The following is a 17,509-nucleotide window of genomic DNA, read 5'->3' as shown; positions in this document are numbered from 1 at the left end:
GCGGTTGCAAGCCCCGCGCAAAAGTGCCACGCAGCGCGCGCAATCGTGAGTTTACGCGCGCGTCAAGCTGGCGCGCACTCCCAACCAGAGAGGACACACCCATGAGCATCGATTTCAAGGACAAGGTCGCCATCGTCACCGGCGCGGGCGGCGGGCTCGGCAAGGCCTATGCGCTCGAACTGGCGAAGCGCGGGGCGAAGGTCGTGGTCAACGACCTCGGTGGTTCGCGCGACGGCACCGGCACCTCGGACGCGGCGGCCGCAGTCGTCGAGGAAATCGAGAAGGCCGGTGGCGAGGCGATGGCCAATGGCGGCTCCGTCACCGAATACGAACAGATGGAAAAGATGGTGGCCGACGCCAAGCAGAAGTGGGGCGGCGTCCATGTCCTCATCAACAATGCGGGCGTGCTGCGCGACAAGACCTTCGCGAAGATGGACCCGGCCGATTTCGAATTCGTATTGAAGGTTCACCTCACCGGTTCGGCCTTCGTCACCAAGGCGTGCTGGGAAACCTTCCGTGAGCAATCCTATGGCCGCATCCTCATGACCGCATCCTCGACCGGCCTTTTCGGCAATTTCGGCCAGGCGAACTACGGCGCGGCGAAGCTCGGCCTTGCGGGGCTGACCAAGACGCTCCAGCTCGAGGGCGCGAAGTACAACATCAAGGTCAACACCCTGTCGCCGGTCGCCGGCACCCGCATGACCGAAGACCTCTTCCCCGAGGAAGCCTTCAAGCTCTTCGCCCCGGAAAACGTGGTCCCGGCGGCGCTCTTCCTCGTCAGCGAGGACGCGCCGACCAATGCCATCGTCGGCGCGGGTGCGGGCGGTTTCCACTCCTCGTGGGTGGTGATGAACGACGCCGTCTGGCTCAGGGACGAGGACCGCACGGTCGAAGGCTTCGCCGCGCGCTGGGAGGAGATCAATTCCTTCACCAATCTCCAGGCCCCGCAGAGCGGCTCGGAGCAGTCGGGCAACATCCTCAAGGCCATGCAGAAGGTCACCGGCACCGGCCCGAGCAGCGCGCGCGGGTGAGCCGCCCTCTCGCGACGCAATTCGGCAAGGCCCGCCCTCGCAAGGGGGCGGGCCTTTTCGCATTCAAGCGGACAAAGGTTACACCCTGTCAACTTTCCAACGCCTCGAATAATTGCTTTATACCAGATGTTTAGCACCCGTTTCGCCCACCGGACGGACAGGGGGAGCGGAGGCTTTTAGGGAGCGAAGGTCCGCGCGCGGTGTGGTCGACGATGCGAAGGAGCGGCGCGAAGTTTAGCGGGCTCGCCGGATGTAGGAAACGGCAGCGGCAGGTTTTCGGGGAACGCTACCGGAAGCGGACCGACCGTTAACGACCCCTTTCCGGTCAAATTACAAAATGCTAGACTGCTTTCTATGGGCCAAGATGCAAGAAACTCGATTTACGCGTGGCTGACCGTAATAAGTATGTTCGGCTTCGCTTTCGGCTTCGTTTGGGTCATCCACGAATTCGGCGTTACCGGGTTGCTCGGTGAGAATTTATCGGGGTGGCTTTTTTCTTCGCTAGGGATCTTGGCGGTAATCAATTTTTTTCGATTCTGCTCGGGTCTATGGCAGCGGCGGGCCACTAACCAACGAAATCTGCATCTAGACTAGTTTCTAGTCTCCACCCAATTCCAGCCATCGGAACAGGCGGTTCGAGCGTTCCAAAGCTGCCACTTCCGCTGCCGGAGCGTGGGAGCGCGCCTTGTCGGGCCTAGTCCTCGACCGCCTTCACCAGCCGCCGCTCCATCGGCGCGAGTACATTGGCAAGATCGTGGCCGCGCTTCATCACCTGACCGTGTTCTCCGAAAAGCGTCCACATCCCCTGCTTGTTCCTTAGCGCCGGGCGCTTTTCGAGCCGCGCCTGCGGGCGTTCGGCGGTGCGGCGGAAGGCCGCGAAGGTCGCGCATTTCGAATCGAAATCCATCGCGTAGTCACGCCATTCGCCGGCCGCGACCATCCGGCCGTAAAGGTCGAGAATGCGCTGCAACTCCTCGCGTTCGAAGCCGACCTGGCCGGCGGCCCCGCGCGCCGGAAAGGCGACGATCTGTCCGGGGCCGGAGCCGCTGCCGGCCATCAGTCACCCGTCCCGCTCTTGCGGCCGAAATCGAGGCTCGCCTGCCGCGCCGCTTCGTCCGTGCGTGCACGGGCCTGTTCCGCCTTCAAATCCGCGATTTCGGCCTTGAGAAGGTTGAGCTCGTTCTCGAGCTTCTCGATGCAGTCGCTGCGCGGTTCGCACGGATCATCGGACGGCGTGCCATAGGGAATGAATTCGCGAATCCATTCCTCCGCCGGGACCAGCGTCGAGCGTGCCTTGAGGCCGACCATGGTAGCGCCGGGCTGCACGTCCTCGGTCACCACCGCATTCGCCCCGACACGGGCGCGTTCACCCACGGTGATCGGGCCGATGATCTGCGCGCCCGAACCGATGATGACATTGTCCTCGAGCGTCGGGTGACGCTTGCCGCCCTTGCCGTTGGTGGGGTTCGTCCCGCCCAGCGTCACGCATTGGTAGATCGTGACATTGTCGCCGATCTCCGCCGTCTCGCCGATGACGGTGAAGCCGTGATCGATGAAGAAGTTCCGCCCGATCGTCGCGCCCGGATGGATGTCGATCGCGGTGAGCGCGCGGGAGACGTGGTTGACGACGCGGGCGAGGAAATAAAGCTTCGCTTCGAACAGCCAATGGGCGACGCGGTGGAATCCCAGCGCCCAGACGCCCGGATAAAGCAGGATCTCCCAGCGCGAACGCGGTGCAGGATCGCGCGCTCTGATCGAGTCCAGATAGGCCTTGAGCTTATCGAACATGGCTCTTTTACCCTTCCACCAATCGGCGCCTTTTGCAAATCCGCCGCCCGCATGAGCGTTCCCGCCCGCTAGATCAGCCGTCCCTGTTCAGGCCCGTGCATCGCCTCCAGCGCAGAGCGCCAGACCGACATGGTGGCGGGGACCTGCCGTTCAAGGCTGATCCGGTCGATGGTCTCGACCAGCTGTTCCAGCCCGGTAAAGCTGCGTTCGGCCCGGGGAACGAGGTAGTCGGCCGCGCCCTCGGCGAGCGTAAGGCCGCGCTGTTCGGCCAGCGCCTCGATCAATTGCGCCGCCATTGCATCGTCCGGAACGCCGATCTCGAGCTGAAGAGACCCACCGAGACGCGAGGCGAGATCGGGGAGCGCGATGTGCCATGGCTGGCTGTCCGCGATCAGAAGCAAAGGTTCACCCGCCCGCGATCCGCCCTCCTGCCCCGCATTCCAGCGGTGGAACAGCGCGTCCTCGTCCCACTTGTCGGCGCCATCGATCACCGCGATCCCGCGCCCTTCGGCCCATTCGCCGATCAGCGACTTGCCCGAGCGCTGCGGCCCGGTGAGGATGGCCGTGCCAAAGGGCCAGCGCGACGGTTCGGCGAGCGCTTCGATCGCGTGCGCATTGGCGTTGCCGATCACGATCCGACGCGGCGCGCCACCCGCTCCGGGGACCAACGGAAGCGCGATCTGCGAAGGGGAATCGGCGGCTCTGCCCACGGCGCGCGGCCCGGTCAGCGGCTGATGGCGAGAGCGCCCGCCCCGCGATTGACTGCAAAGCCGCGCTCGACCAGCGCTTCGGCGAGTTCGTCGAGGCTCCCGGCATAGCGCACGCTCATCACCGAAGTCCCGCCCATCGCGGTGCTGGTGACGGCAAGCCCGCGCACGCCCGGCACGCCGCGCACGGCGGAAAGCGCGGCATCGAAGGTCGCCGCATCGGGGCTTGCGAACTGGACCGTGATAGCGCGCACCGGCGCGGCGGTTTCGGCCGGGTCGGGGGTTTCCTGCGCCTCTGCCGGGTTCGTCTCCGGCTGGTTCGGCGCCGGGCCTCTTTCCTCGCGTGCCAGATCGCGCTGCTGGATTGCGCGGCCGATCTCGATGAGGCGGCGCAGGGCCGGGTCCATCTCGCCCGAATCACCGCCCTGCAGGGTCGGATCGGGCGTGAGCTTGCCCTGCTCGAGGGCGGTCTCGAACATCCGATCGAACCGGCGCACCGCCTCGGCCAGCATGCCCGGCATCTGTTCGGGGCTTTCGGCGGAAAGCTCGAAGCCACCAAGCAGGGTGCTGTCCGGGCCATAGCGCGCGGTGAAGATGCCGCGCGCCGGGCCACCGGGGAACTGGTAGTCGATCCGCGCGATCGGAACGAGCGCATCGGCCGCGCCATACTGGTCAAGCGTCGTGCGCCACCATGCCCGACTGCGCCTGCGCGTCTGGCCGAAATTGATGAGCAGCGAATCGCCGCCCGCCCCGCTCGGCCTGACATAGTCGATCCGGCTCGTGCCGGGATTGAATTCGGCCCAGGCGCGCTGCCATTCATTGCGCCGCTCGAACGTGGTGTAAGCCCCGCCGCTCGCCATGATCGGGATCAGGAGCATCGGGGCCGACGAACGCTGCTGCGACTGACCGCCGAGATAGCGCCCTGCGCGCTGCCGATCGAACACGACGCCCAGCCTCGCAATATAGCGTCTTGGAGCGATGCTCTCGCGCTCAATCACGATCGCGGAGACCATCGCGGAAAGCTCGCTGTCCGAGACATCGGGGCCGTCGACCTTCTCCCACGCCTTGCGCTGGGCTTCGCGCCAGGCCTGCTGCCGCGCTTCCTCGGCCGAATCGGCCGTCACGTCGACTGCGATTCCGCGCACCTCGATATCCGCGCTCGAAGCGGTGGGCGCGATCCCGCGTTCACCCGAAACCTGAGCGAGGACCAGCGCATAGCCGCCGCCGAGCAGCGCGAGCGCGCCGAGAGCGGCTGCGCCATGGCGCAGCCAGCGCCGCGGCGGGAGCGTGGTCCCGGCTTCGGGCCGGTGCAGGGTGGGAAAAGACGCGGTCATCGTGGAAAGCCTGCGCGCTTTTGCCCAAAGGTGAGTGGAATTCCAAGCGCGAAAGGCTAAGGACGCGGGATATGAACGACCCTCGCCAATCTTCGTCGGGCCCCTATACCTACGAACAGGCCGGCGTCTCGATCGAGGCGGGCAACCGGCTCGTCCGGGCGATCGCCCCGCTCGCGAAAGCGACCGCGCGGCCCGGCGCGACCAGCGAACTGGGCGGCTTCGGCGGGTTCTTCGACCCGAAGGCGGCGGGCTATTCGGACCCGCTTCTGGTCGCTGCCAATGACGGGGTGGGGACCAAGCTCAAGCTAGCGATCGAATACGACCGCCACGACAGCGTCGGCATCGACCTCGTCGCGATGTGCGTCAATGACCTCATCGTTCAGGGCGCAGAACCGCTTTTCTTCCTCGACTATTTCGCCACCGGAAAGCTTGAGGAGGGCGTCGCCGAGCGCGTCATCGCCGGGATAGCCGAAGGCTGCAAGCACGCCGGATGCGCACTGATCGGCGGCGAGACGGCGGAGATGCCCGGCATGTATGCCCCAGGCGACTATGACCTCGCGGGGTTCTGCGTCGGCGCGGTCGAGCGCGGCGAGCAGTTGACCGGCGATCGAGTGGCGCCAGGCGACGTGCTGGTCGGCCTCGCCTCCTCCGGCGTCCATTCCAACGGGTATTCGCTGGTCCGCCGTCTCGCCGCCGATTTCGGCTGGAAGATGGACCGGCCAGCCGTCTTCGATCGCGACCGCCTGCTGATCGACGCTCTGATCGAGCCGACGCGGATCTACGTCGAAAGCCTGCTCCCGCTGATCCGCGAAGGCCATGTGAACGCGCTCGCCCATATCACCGGCGGGGGGCTGCTCGAGAACATACCGCGGATCCTTCCCGAAGGCGCGCATGCGCACGTCGATGCGGACAGCTGGCAGCAGCCGCGCCTGATGGCCTTCCTCCAGGCGCAGGGAAATATCGAACCCGAGGAACTGGCCCGCACCTTCAATTGCGGCGTGGGCATGGTGCTTGCGGTCGCCCCCGATCGGGCAGGCGCCGTCTTCGAGCGGCTCGGAACGGCCGGCGAAACCGCCTTCAGGGTCGGCGAAATCGTCGAGGGGCCGCGCGGCTGCACCGTTCGCGGCAGTCGCGGCACGTGGAGCGCGCGCGAGCCTTTCGAAGCGGTCCACAATGGCTGATACGCCCCGGCCCCGGGCGAAGGTCGCGATCTTCATCTCGGGCGCGGGGACCAACATGGCCGCGCTGCTCTATGCGAGCCGCCTGCCGGGCGCCCCGTATGAGGTGGTGCTGGTGGCAAGCAACGATCCCGCAGCGGAAGGACTGGCGCTCGCCCGGCTCGAAGGCACTCGCACCTTCGCTCATTCGCACAAGGGCATAAGCCGCCAGGCGCAGGACGAGGCGATGGAGGCCGCGGCGCTCGAAGCGGGGGCTGACCACATCGTACTCGCCGGTTACATGCGGATCTTGTCGGAGGAATTCGTGCAGCGCTGGCAGGGAAGGATGCTCAACATCCATCCCTCGCTGCTGCCGAAATACAAGGGACTCGATACCTATGCCCGCGCGATCGAGGCAGGCGACAGCCATGCGGGGGCAAGCGTGCACCTGGTCACGAACGAACTGGATTCGGGCGAAGTGCTGGCACAGGCGCGGGTCGCGATCGCGCCGGAGGACTCCCCCGAGAGCCTCGCCGCACGGGTCCGCATCGCCGAGCACCAGCTCTTCCCCCGCGCGCTGGCCGATTATGTATCGCGCGGGAGCGATCCTGAACACCTGCTCGCACGCGTGCGCGCGCTGGCGCTCGCCCTGCCCGAAACGCACGAGCGCGAAAGCCACGGCGCGCCCGGGTTCAGGGTCGGTCCGGATAAATCGGGCAGGTTCTTTGCCCATTTCAACGATCGTCATCACGGCAGCGGCCATGTCGCGCTGCTCGTCAAGACGAGCGGGATGGACGAATTGCTGAACCTCGTCGAGACGCAGCCGCAGGCCTATTTCAAGCCCGCCTATTACGGCGCGAGCGGATGGGTCGGCCTGATCCTCGACCGGCCGGGGCTCGACTGGGCACATGTCGGCGGATGGCTCGAGCGCAGCTGGCGCAGCGTCGCGCCGGCGCGGCTGACCCGGCTGCACGATGCGGCGGACATGTTCTGATGAAGGTTCCGCCGCGCGAACATCCCCTCGCCCGCGCGCCGCTCGCCGAACGCGCCAGCGCGCTGCTCGGAAATGCTTGGGAAAAGGGACGCCTGCCCGAGCCCTCGCTCGATCCCGATATGATGTGGGAAATCGCCGCCCGGCCGCTCGGCGCCGCTGCCGAGGCTGCGCAGCATGCAGGGCGCGGGTCGGAGGAGGTGGCAGATTTCCGCGAGCGGTTCGAGAGGCTTTCGGCTGCCGTGCGTGAGGAAGCCGATCTCAACCCGCTCGGCCGGGCAATGGCGCATGGCCAATTGGTGCGGGCGGTGCGCAATCGCCTGCGGCTCGGCGCGCTGTGGGCTAAGCGGCCCGAAATGGCGCGAACGCCGCTTGCCGCGCCGATCGTCGTCATCGGCCACATGCGTTCGGGCACGACCCGCATTCACAAACTGCTCGCCGCCGACCCGGCCCATTCGCACACCCGCTATTGCGATGCCTATCACCCGGTCCCCTCGCGCTTCGGAATGAACCGGGCGAAAAGCGCGCTCGACCTTGCGCTTCTCGGTGCGCTCAATCCGTGGCTGCAATCGATCCACCCGATGGCCCCCGCGCGGGCCGAGGAGGAGCTGGCATGGATATCGGCCGCGCTGCACCATTCGATCTACGAATCGCAGTGGCATATCCCGGGCTATTCGGCCTGGAGCGAGGCCCGCGATCCTGCTTCGATCTACCGTGAGTTCGCACGCATGCTGCGGACCGATGCGGCCCATCGCGGCAATGCGGGCCGGCCGCGGGTGATGAAGGTTCCCGCATTCGCCGAGGATCTCGCGACACTCCTGTCCCAATTCCCCGATGCCCGGCTGGTGATCGCCCAGCGCGACCAGGAAGCGGTGCTCAAAAGCGCCATTTCGCTGGCGGCGAACCAGATGGCGATCCAGTCGGATTCGTGCGACCTCGCGCGGATCGAGGCGGTCTGGAGGCACAAGATCGAGCTGCGCGAAGCGCGCATGGCCGAGGCGCTTCGCGACTGGGACGGACCGGTCACGCGGCTCGATTTCGATGCGCTCAACGCCGACTGGCAGGCCGAGATCGCGCGAACCTATGCCGAACTGGGCCTGTATCTCACAACGCAGGCGCTGGCCGCGATGCGCGCGGAAATGGCAAGCAGCGAGCGCGGCACGCATCACGCCCATTCCGACCAGCTCGCCCGGTTCGCCGAACCGCAGGCAAGCTGAAGCGGAAACGAAAAGGGCCGCCCCGGCAGGGACGGCCCTTTCAATTCAATGGCTGCGGGGCGATCAGCCGACAATCTCGTCTTCGCTGAAGAAGAATTCGATCTCGATCTTCGCGTTCTCTTCGCTGTCCGACCCATGGACCGTGTTCTCACCGATCGAAAGCGCATATTCCTTGCGGATCGTGCCGTCGGCAGCTTCTGCCGGATTGGTAGCACCCATCACGTCGCGGTTGCGCTTGACCGCATCCTCGCCTTCGAGAACCTGCACGACAACCGGATCGCTCATCATGAATTCGACCAGTTCGCCGAAGAAGGGGCGTTCCTTGTGGACCGCATAGAAACCTTCGGCCTGCTCGCGCGACATGCGGATGCGCTTGGAGGCGACGACGCGAAGGCCGGCGTCTTCCAGCATCTTGGTGACCGCGCCGGTCAGGTTGCGCTTGGTCGCATCGGGCTTGATGATCGAAAAGGTGCGGGTGACCGCCATGTCTGATGTTCCTTGATCTAGAAAAAGGGGCGCTACTTAGCGCTGCGGGGAAGCGTGGCGCGGAAGGGACTCCCGGCCGGGTTCGTCGCGCGCGCGCTTAAACCCGGCGGCGCGCCAGTTCAAGCCTGATGGCTGGCTTACGCGTTCGATCGCAGTCTATTCGGGCATGCGTCCGATGAAGAGCTGCCCGGTCGTAGTGCCGTCCGCGCCCGTCGCGCTCACCTGGAAGGCGATGGCGTCGGCCTCGTTCTCGCCCGCCACCATCACGCTTTCGCCCATTTTCGCATCCATCTGAAGTTCGATCCCGGCGGCCTCTGCCTGCTTGCGGTAATGGGCGATGATGTCTTCGGGGGTGGCGTCGGCCTCGAACAGGATCATGCTTCCGGTCCGCTCGCCCTGCTCGATCACCGAATTGGACGTCACGCGCGAGCCGGGATAGAGCGAAAAGCCGCCGGGCAGGTCGATCGGCACGTCCTTGCCCGAACGCAGCGTCGCCGTGCCTTCCTCGGTCTCGAGCGACATGCGGGTCTCCCCCGTTTCTCGGTCGATCGTGTATTCGCCCTGCGCGCCGTCCTCGGTGGTGAATTCGCCGTTTTCCTCCTGGCCGCCGCAGGATGCCAGAAACAGCGCGGCGCCAAGCCCCGTCGCGCTCGCGATAATGCGCATGGATTACCCTCCCCTCGCTCCGTCTGCCCGGAAGCATCGCCAATGCACGGGAGGAGTTCAAGCGTTCAGGCGATCTTTGTCCATTTCCCGTCGTCCTGACGGAAGAAGGAGCGCTCGATCCCGTCCCGCCCGTCTAGCGAACGCCAGGTTCCGCGCGCAGCTTCGAGGGTGTCCTCGCCGAACAGCAGGAAGAGCCGATCGAATCCCTCGGCATCGCGATAGGTGCCGTCGGCGAAGACGACATGGTTGGCCCCATTGGGCGCGGCGCATTCGGCGGAAAGCAGGATCGGCTGGCGTTCGTCCCCGGCAGATCCGGCGTGGGCGTTGGCAAGGAAGCTGTCCGGAGCAGCGCTCCACAGGGCATTGGCGATCATCTGGCGCTGCTCGGCATCGTCGCTGACTACGAGCAGCCTCTCGCCCTGCGCCAGCACGCGTGCGGCGATGAGCGCGACGACGCGCGGGGCAGGATCGCGAGAGAGCTGCCAGAAATCGACCTTCATGTCGCTTGGCTTCCCTGCCCCTTGCTGCGCCTGCACCGTTCGGAACAATAGCGCACGTTTTCCCAGTCCCGCTCCCACTTCTTGCGCCAGGAAAAGGGCAGGCCGCAGGTCGCGCAGGTCTTCGACGGCAAATCGGCTTTCCTGCGCATCCTGGCCAAGCCGGGTTACTCCACGTTTTCCTTGACGAAGCGGTCGAGCAGCCGCGCGCCGTAGCCGGTCGCGCCCTTGTCCCAGCTATGGCCGGGCTTGGTCGACCAGACCATGCCGGCGATGTCGAGATGCGCCCAGGGCGTGCCCTTCTTTACGAAGCGCTGGAGAAACTGCGCCGCCGTGATCGAGCCAGCCTCGCGCGGGCCCACATTCTTCATGTCGGCAATCGGGGAATCGATCAGCTTGTCGTATGCGGGCGCCAGCGGCAGGCGCCAGAGCTTGTCGCCCACCCCTTCGCCCGCACAGGCGAGCTGGCCTGCGAGTTCATCGTCATTGGAGAACATCCCGCCATGCTCGTTGCCGAGCGCGATGATCATGGCGCCTGTCAGCGTCGCGAGGTCGACGATCCGCGCGGGGTCGAATTCCTCCTGCGCCCAGTGCAGCGCATCGCACAGGACGAGCCGCCCTTCGGCATCCGTGTTGAGCACTTCGACTGTCTGCCCGCTCATCGTGGTGACGATGTCGCCGGGGCGCTGCGCCTTGCCGTCGGGCATGTTCTCGACGAGGCCGACGACGCCGATGACGTTCGCCTTCGCCTTGCGCCCGACAATCGCGAGCATCGCGCCCGCGACAGCGCCCGCGCCGCCCATGTCCCACTTCATGTCCTCCATGCCGGGCGGCGGCTTGAGCGAGATGCCGCCTGTATCGAAAGTCACGCCCTTGCCCACGAAGACGGTCGGCTTGTCACCATCCGTGCCGCCGTTCCAGCGGATCGCGAGCATCCGGCTCGGCCGCTCGGAACCCTGCCCGACGCCGAGCAGCGCGCCCATGCCGAGCTTTTCCATCGCGTCGTCATCGAGCACGATAAGTTCCGCGCCTGTCCCCTCGAACGCCTTTTCGCACAGCGCGACGAAGCTTTCGGGATAGAGCTTGTTGGCCGGTTCGGTCACCAGCGTCCGGGTGAATTCGACGCCCCGGGCGATCGCCTCGGCCTCGGTCCAGGCCTCGTTCGTGCCCTCGGGCGCGCCGACGACATGGATGGTCTCGAGGCTCGGCCGTTTGTCGGCGGGAAGCTTCGTGCGGTAAGTGTCGAGCCGCCAGGACCGCAGGCGAAGGCCGAACAGCGCGGCGGCCGCCTCCACGCCCGAAAGGTCCGCATGGCCGAGATCGAGCACCATGTCGCTCTCGCCCGAGAGAAGATACTTTGCCGCGAGCGCCGCCCCGGCCTTTTCGATATTGAGCCGACGCCCGGTCGCATCGGTCTCGCCCGCGCCGGCAAGCGCGATCCAGCGAAGTCCGTCATCCTGCATCGCGAACGTCTCGAAGACCTGACCGGCGCTGCCCTTGAAACGGGCCGCATTGGCCCCGTCGACCAGTGCGGCATCGAGGTCGGAAGGCATGTCCCCCTGGTTGAGGATCCGGGCATAGAGCCGGACATTGGCGGGCGGGCTGTCACTGAAACCGATCTTCATGGGGTCTCCCGGTTTGGCTGTCCCGGATGGCTCCGGACGGGGGGAATTGCAATCAGGGCTCGGCCGGTCGAACGCATCAAACGGCTGATCGCTCCCGCTCGCGGACACCTTTACTAAGGCGCATCGACGGGCGGATCGGGCGGTCGGACCGGGCCATGAATGGCGATTGCGATTAGGCCCGAGCGGTGCAATAGGCAAGGCATGACGGCAGGTTTCACGGGGCCTTCGCGCAATCTCGCGCCCGGCGCGATGCGCGCATTCCTGCGCCGTGTCGATTCCCCGCTCGTCTCGGCTCGCGCACTCGCGATCTCGGCATTCGCTCCGGCGGCCCTGCTCGAGGCGGCTCCGGCACACGCGCTCGAACCTATCGCAGGCCCCGTTCTCGCCGCCGCCCTGCAGGAAATCGACCCCTCGCTCGATGCGCCCGGACCGCTCGCGGAACGCGAGGAACTGGCCGGCGAAGACCGCATCCTCGACTTCGAGGCGGACGAACTGGCCTATGACAGCGAAGCCGAGATCGTCACCGCGCGCGGCGATGTCGTGCTGCGCAGCGAAGACCGCTCGGTGCGCGCCGACGAAGTCGTGTGGTACCGCGAAAGCGGCCGGATCGTGGCTTCGGGCAACATCCGTTTCGTGGACGAGACCGGCAACCAGCTGTTCACCGACCAGATCGAGCTGACCGATGAATTCGAAGCCGGCGCGATCGAGGAACTGCTCATCGCCCTTAGGGCAGGGGGCCGACTCGCGGCACGATCGGCGAGCCGGGAGGAAGACGGCACGATCCTGCTCGACCGCGCGGCCTATACCGCCTGCCCGGTGGTCGGCGAGGATGGCTGCGCGAAAGACCCGAGCTGGCGCATCACCGCCGACCGCGTGATCTACGATCCGGACGAGGCGCGGGTGCGGTTCAAGGGCGCGATGCTCGAATTGTTCGGCCAAAGGCTGCTGCCGCTTCCGGGCCTCGCTCTCAACACCGACGGCGAAGCGGTATCAGGCTTTCTCGTCCCCAATATCCGGGTGACGCAGGTCAACGGGCTCGAACTGTCGGGAGATTATTACTGGCGTCTCGCCGACAACAAGGACCTGAGGCTGGGCGCGTATGTCTTCTCGGCGGTGGCGCCGATGGTGAGCGCGGAATGGCGCCACCTGACGGGGAACGGCGCTTATCAGGTGACCGGCTATCTCACCCAGAGCAGCCGCGTCGCCGATCTGACCGGGCAGGCCACGACCGAGAGCGACCCGCGCGGATATCTGTTCGCCAACGGACGCTTTCAGTTCACGGAGAACTGGAGTCTGACCGGCTCGGTCCGCGCGGCGAGCGACCGCACCTTCCTGCGCCGCTACGACCTGAGCCGCGACGACCGGCTTCGTTCCACGATCAATCTCGAACGGATCGACGAGGATTCCTATCTCAGCCTCGCCGGATGGGCGACGCAGACGCTCAGGATCAACGCCGACCAGGGGCAGATCCCGGTCGCCCTCCCCGCCTTCGATTATCGCCATATCCTGGATGACCCGGTGCTGGGCGGCGAGATCCAGCTCCAGGCGAACACGCTCGCGCTGCTGCGGACCGACGGGCAGGACACGCAGCGCGCCTTCGCCGGAGCGCGCTGGGACCTGCGCACGCTGACCGGGCTCGGCCAGGTCGTCACTTTCAGCGCGCTCGTGCGGGGCGACATCTATCACACCTCCGACACCGGCTCGACGCTGACCGAGATCTATCGCGGCAATGAAGGCTGGACCGGTCGCGGAATCGCGATCGGGGCGATCGACGTCGAATGGCCCTTTGTCGGCGAAGCCTTCGGCGGCACACAGGTCCTCAAGCCCCGCATCCAGTTCGTCGCCAGCCCGCCGATCGAGAATCTCGCCGTCCCGAACGAGGATGCGCGCGCGATCGACCTCGAGGATTCGAACCTGTTCGCGCTCAATCGCTTTCCCGGCTACGATCGGGTGGAGGACGGCGCCCGCATCACCTGGGGACTCGACTGGGAGCTGCAGAAGCCCGGCTGGCGGGTGAAGACCACGGTCGGCCAGTCCTACCGGCTCGAGGACAAGCAGGACATCTTCCCGGTGGGAACCGGCCTTTCGGAGCGGGTATCGGATTTCGTCGGGCGAACCGAGGTGCGCTATCGCGATTTCCTCGCCTTCACGCATCGCTTCCGGCTCGACAAGGACAACCTCGCCTTTCGCCGCAACGAGATCGATGCCGCGATCGGATCGCGCCGGACCTATCTCGAAGTTGGGTATCTGCGGCTCGACCGGAACATCCAGACCGTCGAGGACCTTCAGGACCGCGAGGAATTCCGCGCCGCCGCGCGGGTCGCCTTTGCCAACAACTGGGCGGTGTTCGGTTCGGGCGTGTTCAACCTGACGAGCGCGGAGGAAGACCCGGTCTTCGCGCCAGACGGGTTCGAGCCGATCCGCACCCGACTGGGCGTTTCCTACCAGGACGATTGCCTCGAATTCGGCTTCACCTGGCGGCGCGACTTCATCACCGCAGGCGACGCGGCGCGGGGAAATTCCTTCCAGCTCTTCTTCGCCCTGCGCAATCTCGGGTTCCGCTAGACGCGTGCGAATTGGCAGCGGGCCAAAAAGGGGCTACACGGCCCGCCAATCAAACGGGTGGGGCCGCGATCCGGGCCGACCGATTTTCACTCAGCGCAGGTTCAGCCCGGCTCCGGCAGGGTGAACGACCGGCGAGAACGGGCGTGAAAACGGGTGTGGGGCCGCCTCTCGCCGACGAATCAGGACGGAACGAACGAGTGACTTCGACGAACATGATGAAGACAATCTGCGCCGGTATCGCATCGGCCGCGCTGGTCGCCGCACCGCTCGTGCCGGCAGCCGCACAGACGGTGGCCGTGCCGACCGCGGACAATCCCTTCGGCATCCCCGACGACATCCAGATCCTGGGCAAGGAGAATCCCGACACCCGTACCGCGACGGCGGTGGTCAACGGATATGTCATCACGGGCACCGATATCGACCAGCGCGTCGCCCTGGTGACGTCCGCGTCCGAAACCGAGGTTTCCGACCAGGAGCTCGAGCGGCTGCGGGTCCAGGTGCTGCGCAACCTGATCGACGAGACGCTCAAGATCCAGGCCTCGCAAGCGCTCGAAATGCCGGTCAGCCAGGGCGAGGTCGAGCAGACCTATGCCCAGCTAGCGACGCAGAATTTCGGGCAGGAGCCTGAAAAGATGGCCGAATACCTGATCTCGATCGGCTCCTCGCCCGCCGCGCTCAAGCGCCAGATCGAAGGCGAAATCGCGTGGGAGAACCTCCTGCGGCGCAACATCATGCCGTTCGTCAACGTCTCGGCCGAAGAGGTCAACGACGTGCTCGAACGGCTCGAGGAAGCGCGCGGGCAGGACGAATACCGCGTCGGCGAGATCTACCTTTCCGCCACCCAGGAAAACCGCGCCGCGGTGCTCCAGAACGCGCAGCGCATCATGGAGCAGTTGCGCCAGGGTGGCAGCTTCGTCGCCTATGCTCGCCAGTTTTCGGAAGCGACGACGGCGGTCGTCGGCGGCGATCTCGGCTGGATCAGGCTGGGCCAGTTGCCGCCTGCGCTCGATGCGCAGCTCCAGCAGATGCAGGCGGGCCAGCTGAATGGCCCGATCGAGATTCCCGGCGGTTTCTCGATCATCTACCTCATCAACAAGCGCAAGGTGGCGATGGCGGACCCGGCCGATGCCCTTCTCAGCCTCAAGCAGATCGCGATCAGCTTCGCCCCCGACGTGACGCAGGAAGCGGCCGAGGCGAAGGTCAACCAGTTCGCCGATTTCGTGAACAACCTTCGCAGCTGCGCCGATGCCGAAACGGCACGCGATGTGCTGGGGGCGACGGTGGTCTCCAACGACCAGATCCGCGCCGCGAACCTGCCCGAACAGCTGCGCGCGATCATCCTCAACATGCAGATCGGCCAGACCACCCCGCCCTTCGGCTCGCCGCAGGAAGGCGTGCGCGTGCTGATGCTGTGCGGACGCGACGATCCGGAACAGATCGGTGGCCCGAATTTCGACGAGATCATGGACCAGATCGAGCAGGAGCGGATCAACAAGCGCGCCCAGCGCTATCTGCGCGACCTGCGCAACGACGCCTATATCGAATACAACTGATCCGGCTGGCGGGACCTGCGAGCGTTGACACCCGAAGCTCCGATTGCGCTGTCGCTTGGCGATCCTGCGGGTATCGGGCCCGAAATAATTGCCGAAGCCTGGGTCCAGCGTGACAGGACCGCGCCGACGGGAGGCGATCCGCCGCCCTTCTTCGTCGTCGGCGGGCCTGAAGTCCTCAGGGCAGCGATCGAGGCGCGCGGGCTCGATTGCCCGGTTGTGCCGATCGCGGATCCCGCAGAAGCACTGTTCGCCTTTTCCGCCGGGCTTCCGGTGATGGCGGGGCTCGATGCGCCCTATGCGCCGGGCGCGCCGAGCGAGGCGGGAGCGAAGCTCGCGCTCGCTTCTCTCTCCTATGCGACCCGATTTACCATGGGAGGCGTTGCGGCCGCGCTCGTCACCGGGCCGATCGCCAAGAGCGAGCTGGCACGGATCGGCTTCGACGCGCCGGGCCAGACCGAATTTCTCGCCGATGCCTGCCGCCTGCCCTATCGCGACGCGGTGATGATGCTTGCCGGGCCGAGTCTGCGCACCGTCCCGCTGACGGTGCATTGCGCACTCGCCGAAGTGCCCGCGATGCTCACCAGCGATCTCATCGTCCACAAGGCGCGCATCGTTGCCGGCGCTCTCGCGCGCGATTTCGGGGTCGAGCGCGCGCGCCTCGCCGTGGCCGGGCTCAATCCGCATGCGGGCGAAAATGGAAAGTTCGGCGACGAGGAAGCGCGCATCATCGAACCGGCGATCCGTACGCTGCAGTCGGAGGGGTTCGATGTGTTCGGCCCGGTGCCGGGCGATGCGCTTTTCACGTCGCGCGTTCGCGAGACCTATGATGCGGCCCTGTGCATGTATCACGATCAGGCACTGATCCCGCTGAAGGCGCTCGAATTCGACGAAGGCGTGAACGTCACGCTGGGCCTGCCGATCATCCGGACCTCGCCCGATCACGGCACCGCCTTCGACATTGCGGGCAAGGGACTGGCCGATCCGGGCGCGATGTGTGCTGCGATCCGCATGGCGGGCGAATGCGCGGCGCTGCGGGCGGCCGCGTGACCGACCTTCCCCCGATCCGCGAGGTCATCGCGCGCCACGGCCTTTCCGCCTCGAAGGCGCTCGGCCAGAACTTCCTGCTTGACGAACAATTGCTGGGCCGCATCGCCGCCCTGCCCGGCGATCTTTCGGGCAAGGCGGTGCTGGAAATCGGCCCCGGCCCTGGCGGGCTCACGCGCGCGGCTTTGCGCGCCGGGGCAAGGGTGACCGCGATCGAGATGGACCGCCGCTGCCTTCCCGCCCTTGCCGAACTGGGTGAAGCCTTTCCGGGCCAGCTCACAGTGATCGAGGGCGACGCGATGAAGCTCGACCACGCCGACATCATGCGCGGCGAGCCCTTCGCCGTGCTTTCCAACCTGCCCTACAATGTCGGCACCGCCCTGTTCGTGAGATGGCTGTCGGGCGAGGCCTGGCCGCCCGCATGGACCTCGCTCACGCTGATGTTCCAACGCGAGGTGGCCGAACGCATCGTCGCCGAACCGGGGAGCGGCGCCTATGGACGGCTCGCCGTCCTCGCCCAGTGGCGCAGCACCGCGCGGCTCGCGATGAAAGTCCATCGCAGCGCTTTCACCCCGCCGCCCAAGGTGATGAGCGCGGTGGTCCACGTGACGCCCGCCGTCATGCCAGAAGGCGTATCGGCGCGCGTCATCGAACGGATCAGCGAATCCGCATTCGGCCAGCGCCGCAAGATGCTGCGCCAGAGCCTAAAGGGCGTGCCCGGCGCGCTCGAGGCGCTCAGCCGCCTCGGCATCGACGAAACCCGCCGCGCCGAAACGCTGAGCGTCGGGGAATTCACGGAGCTGGCGCGCCGATTGACGGGCTGATAGCGAATCTGGTGGCGCGTTCTG

17 protein-coding genes are annotated in these 17,509 nt (G+C 66.3%); 8 read left to right on the top strand and 9 right to left on the bottom strand.

Annotated features, from left to right (window positions below; all coding sequences use genetic code 11):
• Window positions 1-101 precede the first annotated feature (101 nt).
• A complete protein-coding gene (locus Ga0102493_RS05255; protein ID WP_034903994.1) occupies window positions 102-1,031 on the top strand; it encodes an SDR family NAD(P)-dependent oxidoreductase in 930 nt (309 codons plus the stop codon).
• Window positions 1,032-1,725: 694 nt separating this feature from the next.
• Here Ga0102493_RS05255 and Ga0102493_RS05250 read toward each other — a convergent pair.
• The 4 genes from Ga0102493_RS05250 to Ga0102493_RS05235 all read right to left on the bottom strand — a co-directional run bounded on the left by Ga0102493_RS05250 (window position 1,726) and on the right by Ga0102493_RS05235 (window position 4,860).
• Window positions 1,726-2,088, bottom strand: a complete 363-nt coding sequence (locus tag Ga0102493_RS05250) for a DUF2794 domain-containing protein (protein ID WP_051697994.1) — start codon at window positions 2,086-2,088, stop codon at window positions 1,726-1,728.
• Window positions 2,088-2,819, bottom strand: coding sequence for a serine O-acetyltransferase EpsC (epsC, locus tag Ga0102493_RS05245; RefSeq protein WP_034903998.1), 732 nt, complete (start codon window positions 2,817-2,819; stop codon window positions 2,088-2,090). Before epsC ends, Ga0102493_RS05250 begins: the two co-directional genes overlap by 1 nt.
• A 68-nt stretch (window positions 2,820-2,887) precedes the next feature.
• Window positions 2,888-3,529, bottom strand: coding sequence for an HdaA/DnaA family protein (locus Ga0102493_RS05240; protein WP_034904001.1), 642 nt, complete (start codon window positions 3,527-3,529; stop codon window positions 2,888-2,890).
• A gap of 14 nt (window positions 3,530-3,543) precedes the next feature.
• The gene (locus tag Ga0102493_RS05235; protein WP_081845652.1) at window positions 3,544-4,860 is read right to left on the bottom strand and encodes a hypothetical protein; all 1,317 of its coding nucleotides are present in this window, start codon (window positions 4,858-4,860) and stop codon (window positions 3,544-3,546) included.
• 71 nt (window positions 4,861-4,931) lie between these two features.
• Here Ga0102493_RS05235 and purM point away from each other — a divergent pair, with 71 nt between their 5' ends.
• The 3 genes from purM to Ga0102493_RS05220 are packed head-to-tail and all read left to right on the top strand — an operon-like array spanning window position 4,932 to window position 8,225.
• Window positions 4,932-6,041: a phosphoribosylformylglycinamidine cyclo-ligase gene (gene purM / locus Ga0102493_RS05230; protein WP_034904003.1), complete on the top strand. Its 1,110-nt coding sequence runs from the start codon at window positions 4,932-4,934 to the stop codon at window positions 6,039-6,041.
• Complete coding sequence (purN, locus tag Ga0102493_RS05225) at window positions 6,034-7,011, top strand: phosphoribosylglycinamide formyltransferase (RefSeq protein WP_034904006.1); 978 nt, start codon at window positions 6,034-6,036, stop codon at window positions 7,009-7,011. The genes purM and purN overlap by 8 nt, the downstream gene beginning before the upstream one ends.
• Window positions 7,011-8,225, top strand: coding sequence for a sulfotransferase (locus tag Ga0102493_RS05220; protein ID WP_034904008.1), 1,215 nt, complete (start codon window positions 7,011-7,013; stop codon window positions 8,223-8,225). The genes purN and Ga0102493_RS05220 overlap by 1 nt, the downstream gene beginning before the upstream one ends.
• Window positions 8,226-8,288: 63 nt before the next feature.
• Here the strand turns inward: Ga0102493_RS05220 and ndk are convergent, their stop codons facing one another.
• The 5 genes from ndk to Ga0102493_RS05200 form a co-directional block, all read right to left on the bottom strand.
• Window positions 8,289-8,711: a nucleoside-diphosphate kinase gene (gene ndk / locus Ga0102493_RS05215; RefSeq protein WP_034904010.1), complete on the bottom strand. Its 423-nt coding sequence runs from the start codon at window positions 8,709-8,711 to the stop codon at window positions 8,289-8,291.
• Window positions 8,712-8,867: 156 nt separating this feature from the next.
• Entirely contained in the window at window positions 8,868-9,377 is a 510-nt protein-coding gene (locus Ga0102493_RS05210; RefSeq protein ID WP_034904012.1) for a hypothetical protein, read from the bottom strand.
• 65 nt (window positions 9,378-9,442) lie between these two features.
• Window positions 9,443-9,877: a DNA polymerase III subunit chi gene (locus tag Ga0102493_RS05205; RefSeq protein WP_034904013.1), complete on the bottom strand. Its 435-nt coding sequence runs from the start codon at window positions 9,875-9,877 to the stop codon at window positions 9,443-9,445.
• Window positions 9,874-10,026, bottom strand: a complete 153-nt coding sequence (locus Ga0102493_RS15685; protein ID WP_150132513.1) for a DUF2256 domain-containing protein — start codon at window positions 10,024-10,026, stop codon at window positions 9,874-9,876. Before Ga0102493_RS15685 ends, Ga0102493_RS05205 begins: the two co-directional genes overlap by 4 nt.
• A 15-nt stretch (window positions 10,027-10,041) precedes the next feature.
• Window positions 10,042-11,499 (bottom strand): leucyl aminopeptidase, encoded by a 1,458-nt coding sequence (locus Ga0102493_RS05200; protein ID WP_034904014.1) that lies wholly within the window; start codon window positions 11,497-11,499, stop codon window positions 10,042-10,044.
• A 201-nt stretch (window positions 11,500-11,700) separates the two neighbouring features.
• On the opposite strand from Ga0102493_RS05200, the gene Ga0102493_RS05195 reads away from it, so the two are divergent.
• The 4 genes from Ga0102493_RS05195 to rsmA all read left to right on the top strand — a co-directional run bounded on the left by Ga0102493_RS05195 (window position 11,701) and on the right by rsmA (window position 17,485).
• Window positions 11,701-14,064, top strand: a complete 2,364-nt coding sequence (locus Ga0102493_RS05195; RefSeq protein ID WP_236922304.1) for an LPS-assembly protein LptD — start codon at window positions 11,701-11,703, stop codon at window positions 14,062-14,064.
• A gap of 197 nt (window positions 14,065-14,261) precedes the next feature.
• On the top strand, window positions 14,262-15,617 hold the full coding sequence (locus Ga0102493_RS05190; RefSeq protein WP_418251655.1) for a peptidylprolyl isomerase: 1,356 nt from the start codon (window positions 14,262-14,264) through the stop codon (window positions 15,615-15,617).
• Window positions 15,618-15,641: 24 nt separating this feature from the next.
• The gene (gene pdxA / locus Ga0102493_RS05185; protein ID WP_034904016.1) at window positions 15,642-16,664 is read left to right on the top strand and encodes a 4-hydroxythreonine-4-phosphate dehydrogenase PdxA; all 1,023 of its coding nucleotides are present in this window, start codon (window positions 15,642-15,644) and stop codon (window positions 16,662-16,664) included.
• A complete protein-coding gene (gene rsmA / locus Ga0102493_RS05180) occupies window positions 16,661-17,485 on the top strand; it encodes a 16S rRNA (adenine(1518)-N(6)/adenine(1519)-N(6))-dimethyltransferase RsmA (RefSeq protein WP_034904148.1) in 825 nt (274 codons plus the stop codon). The genes pdxA and rsmA overlap by 4 nt, the downstream gene beginning before the upstream one ends.
• Window positions 17,486-17,509: the final 24 nt, after the last annotated feature.

Origin of the sequence: Erythrobacter litoralis (assembly GCF_001719165.1) — a bacterium.
Taxonomy (GTDB): Bacteria; Pseudomonadota; Alphaproteobacteria; order Sphingomonadales; family Sphingomonadaceae; genus Erythrobacter; species Erythrobacter litoralis.
This window is presented reverse-complemented; position numbering and strand designations above follow the sequence as displayed.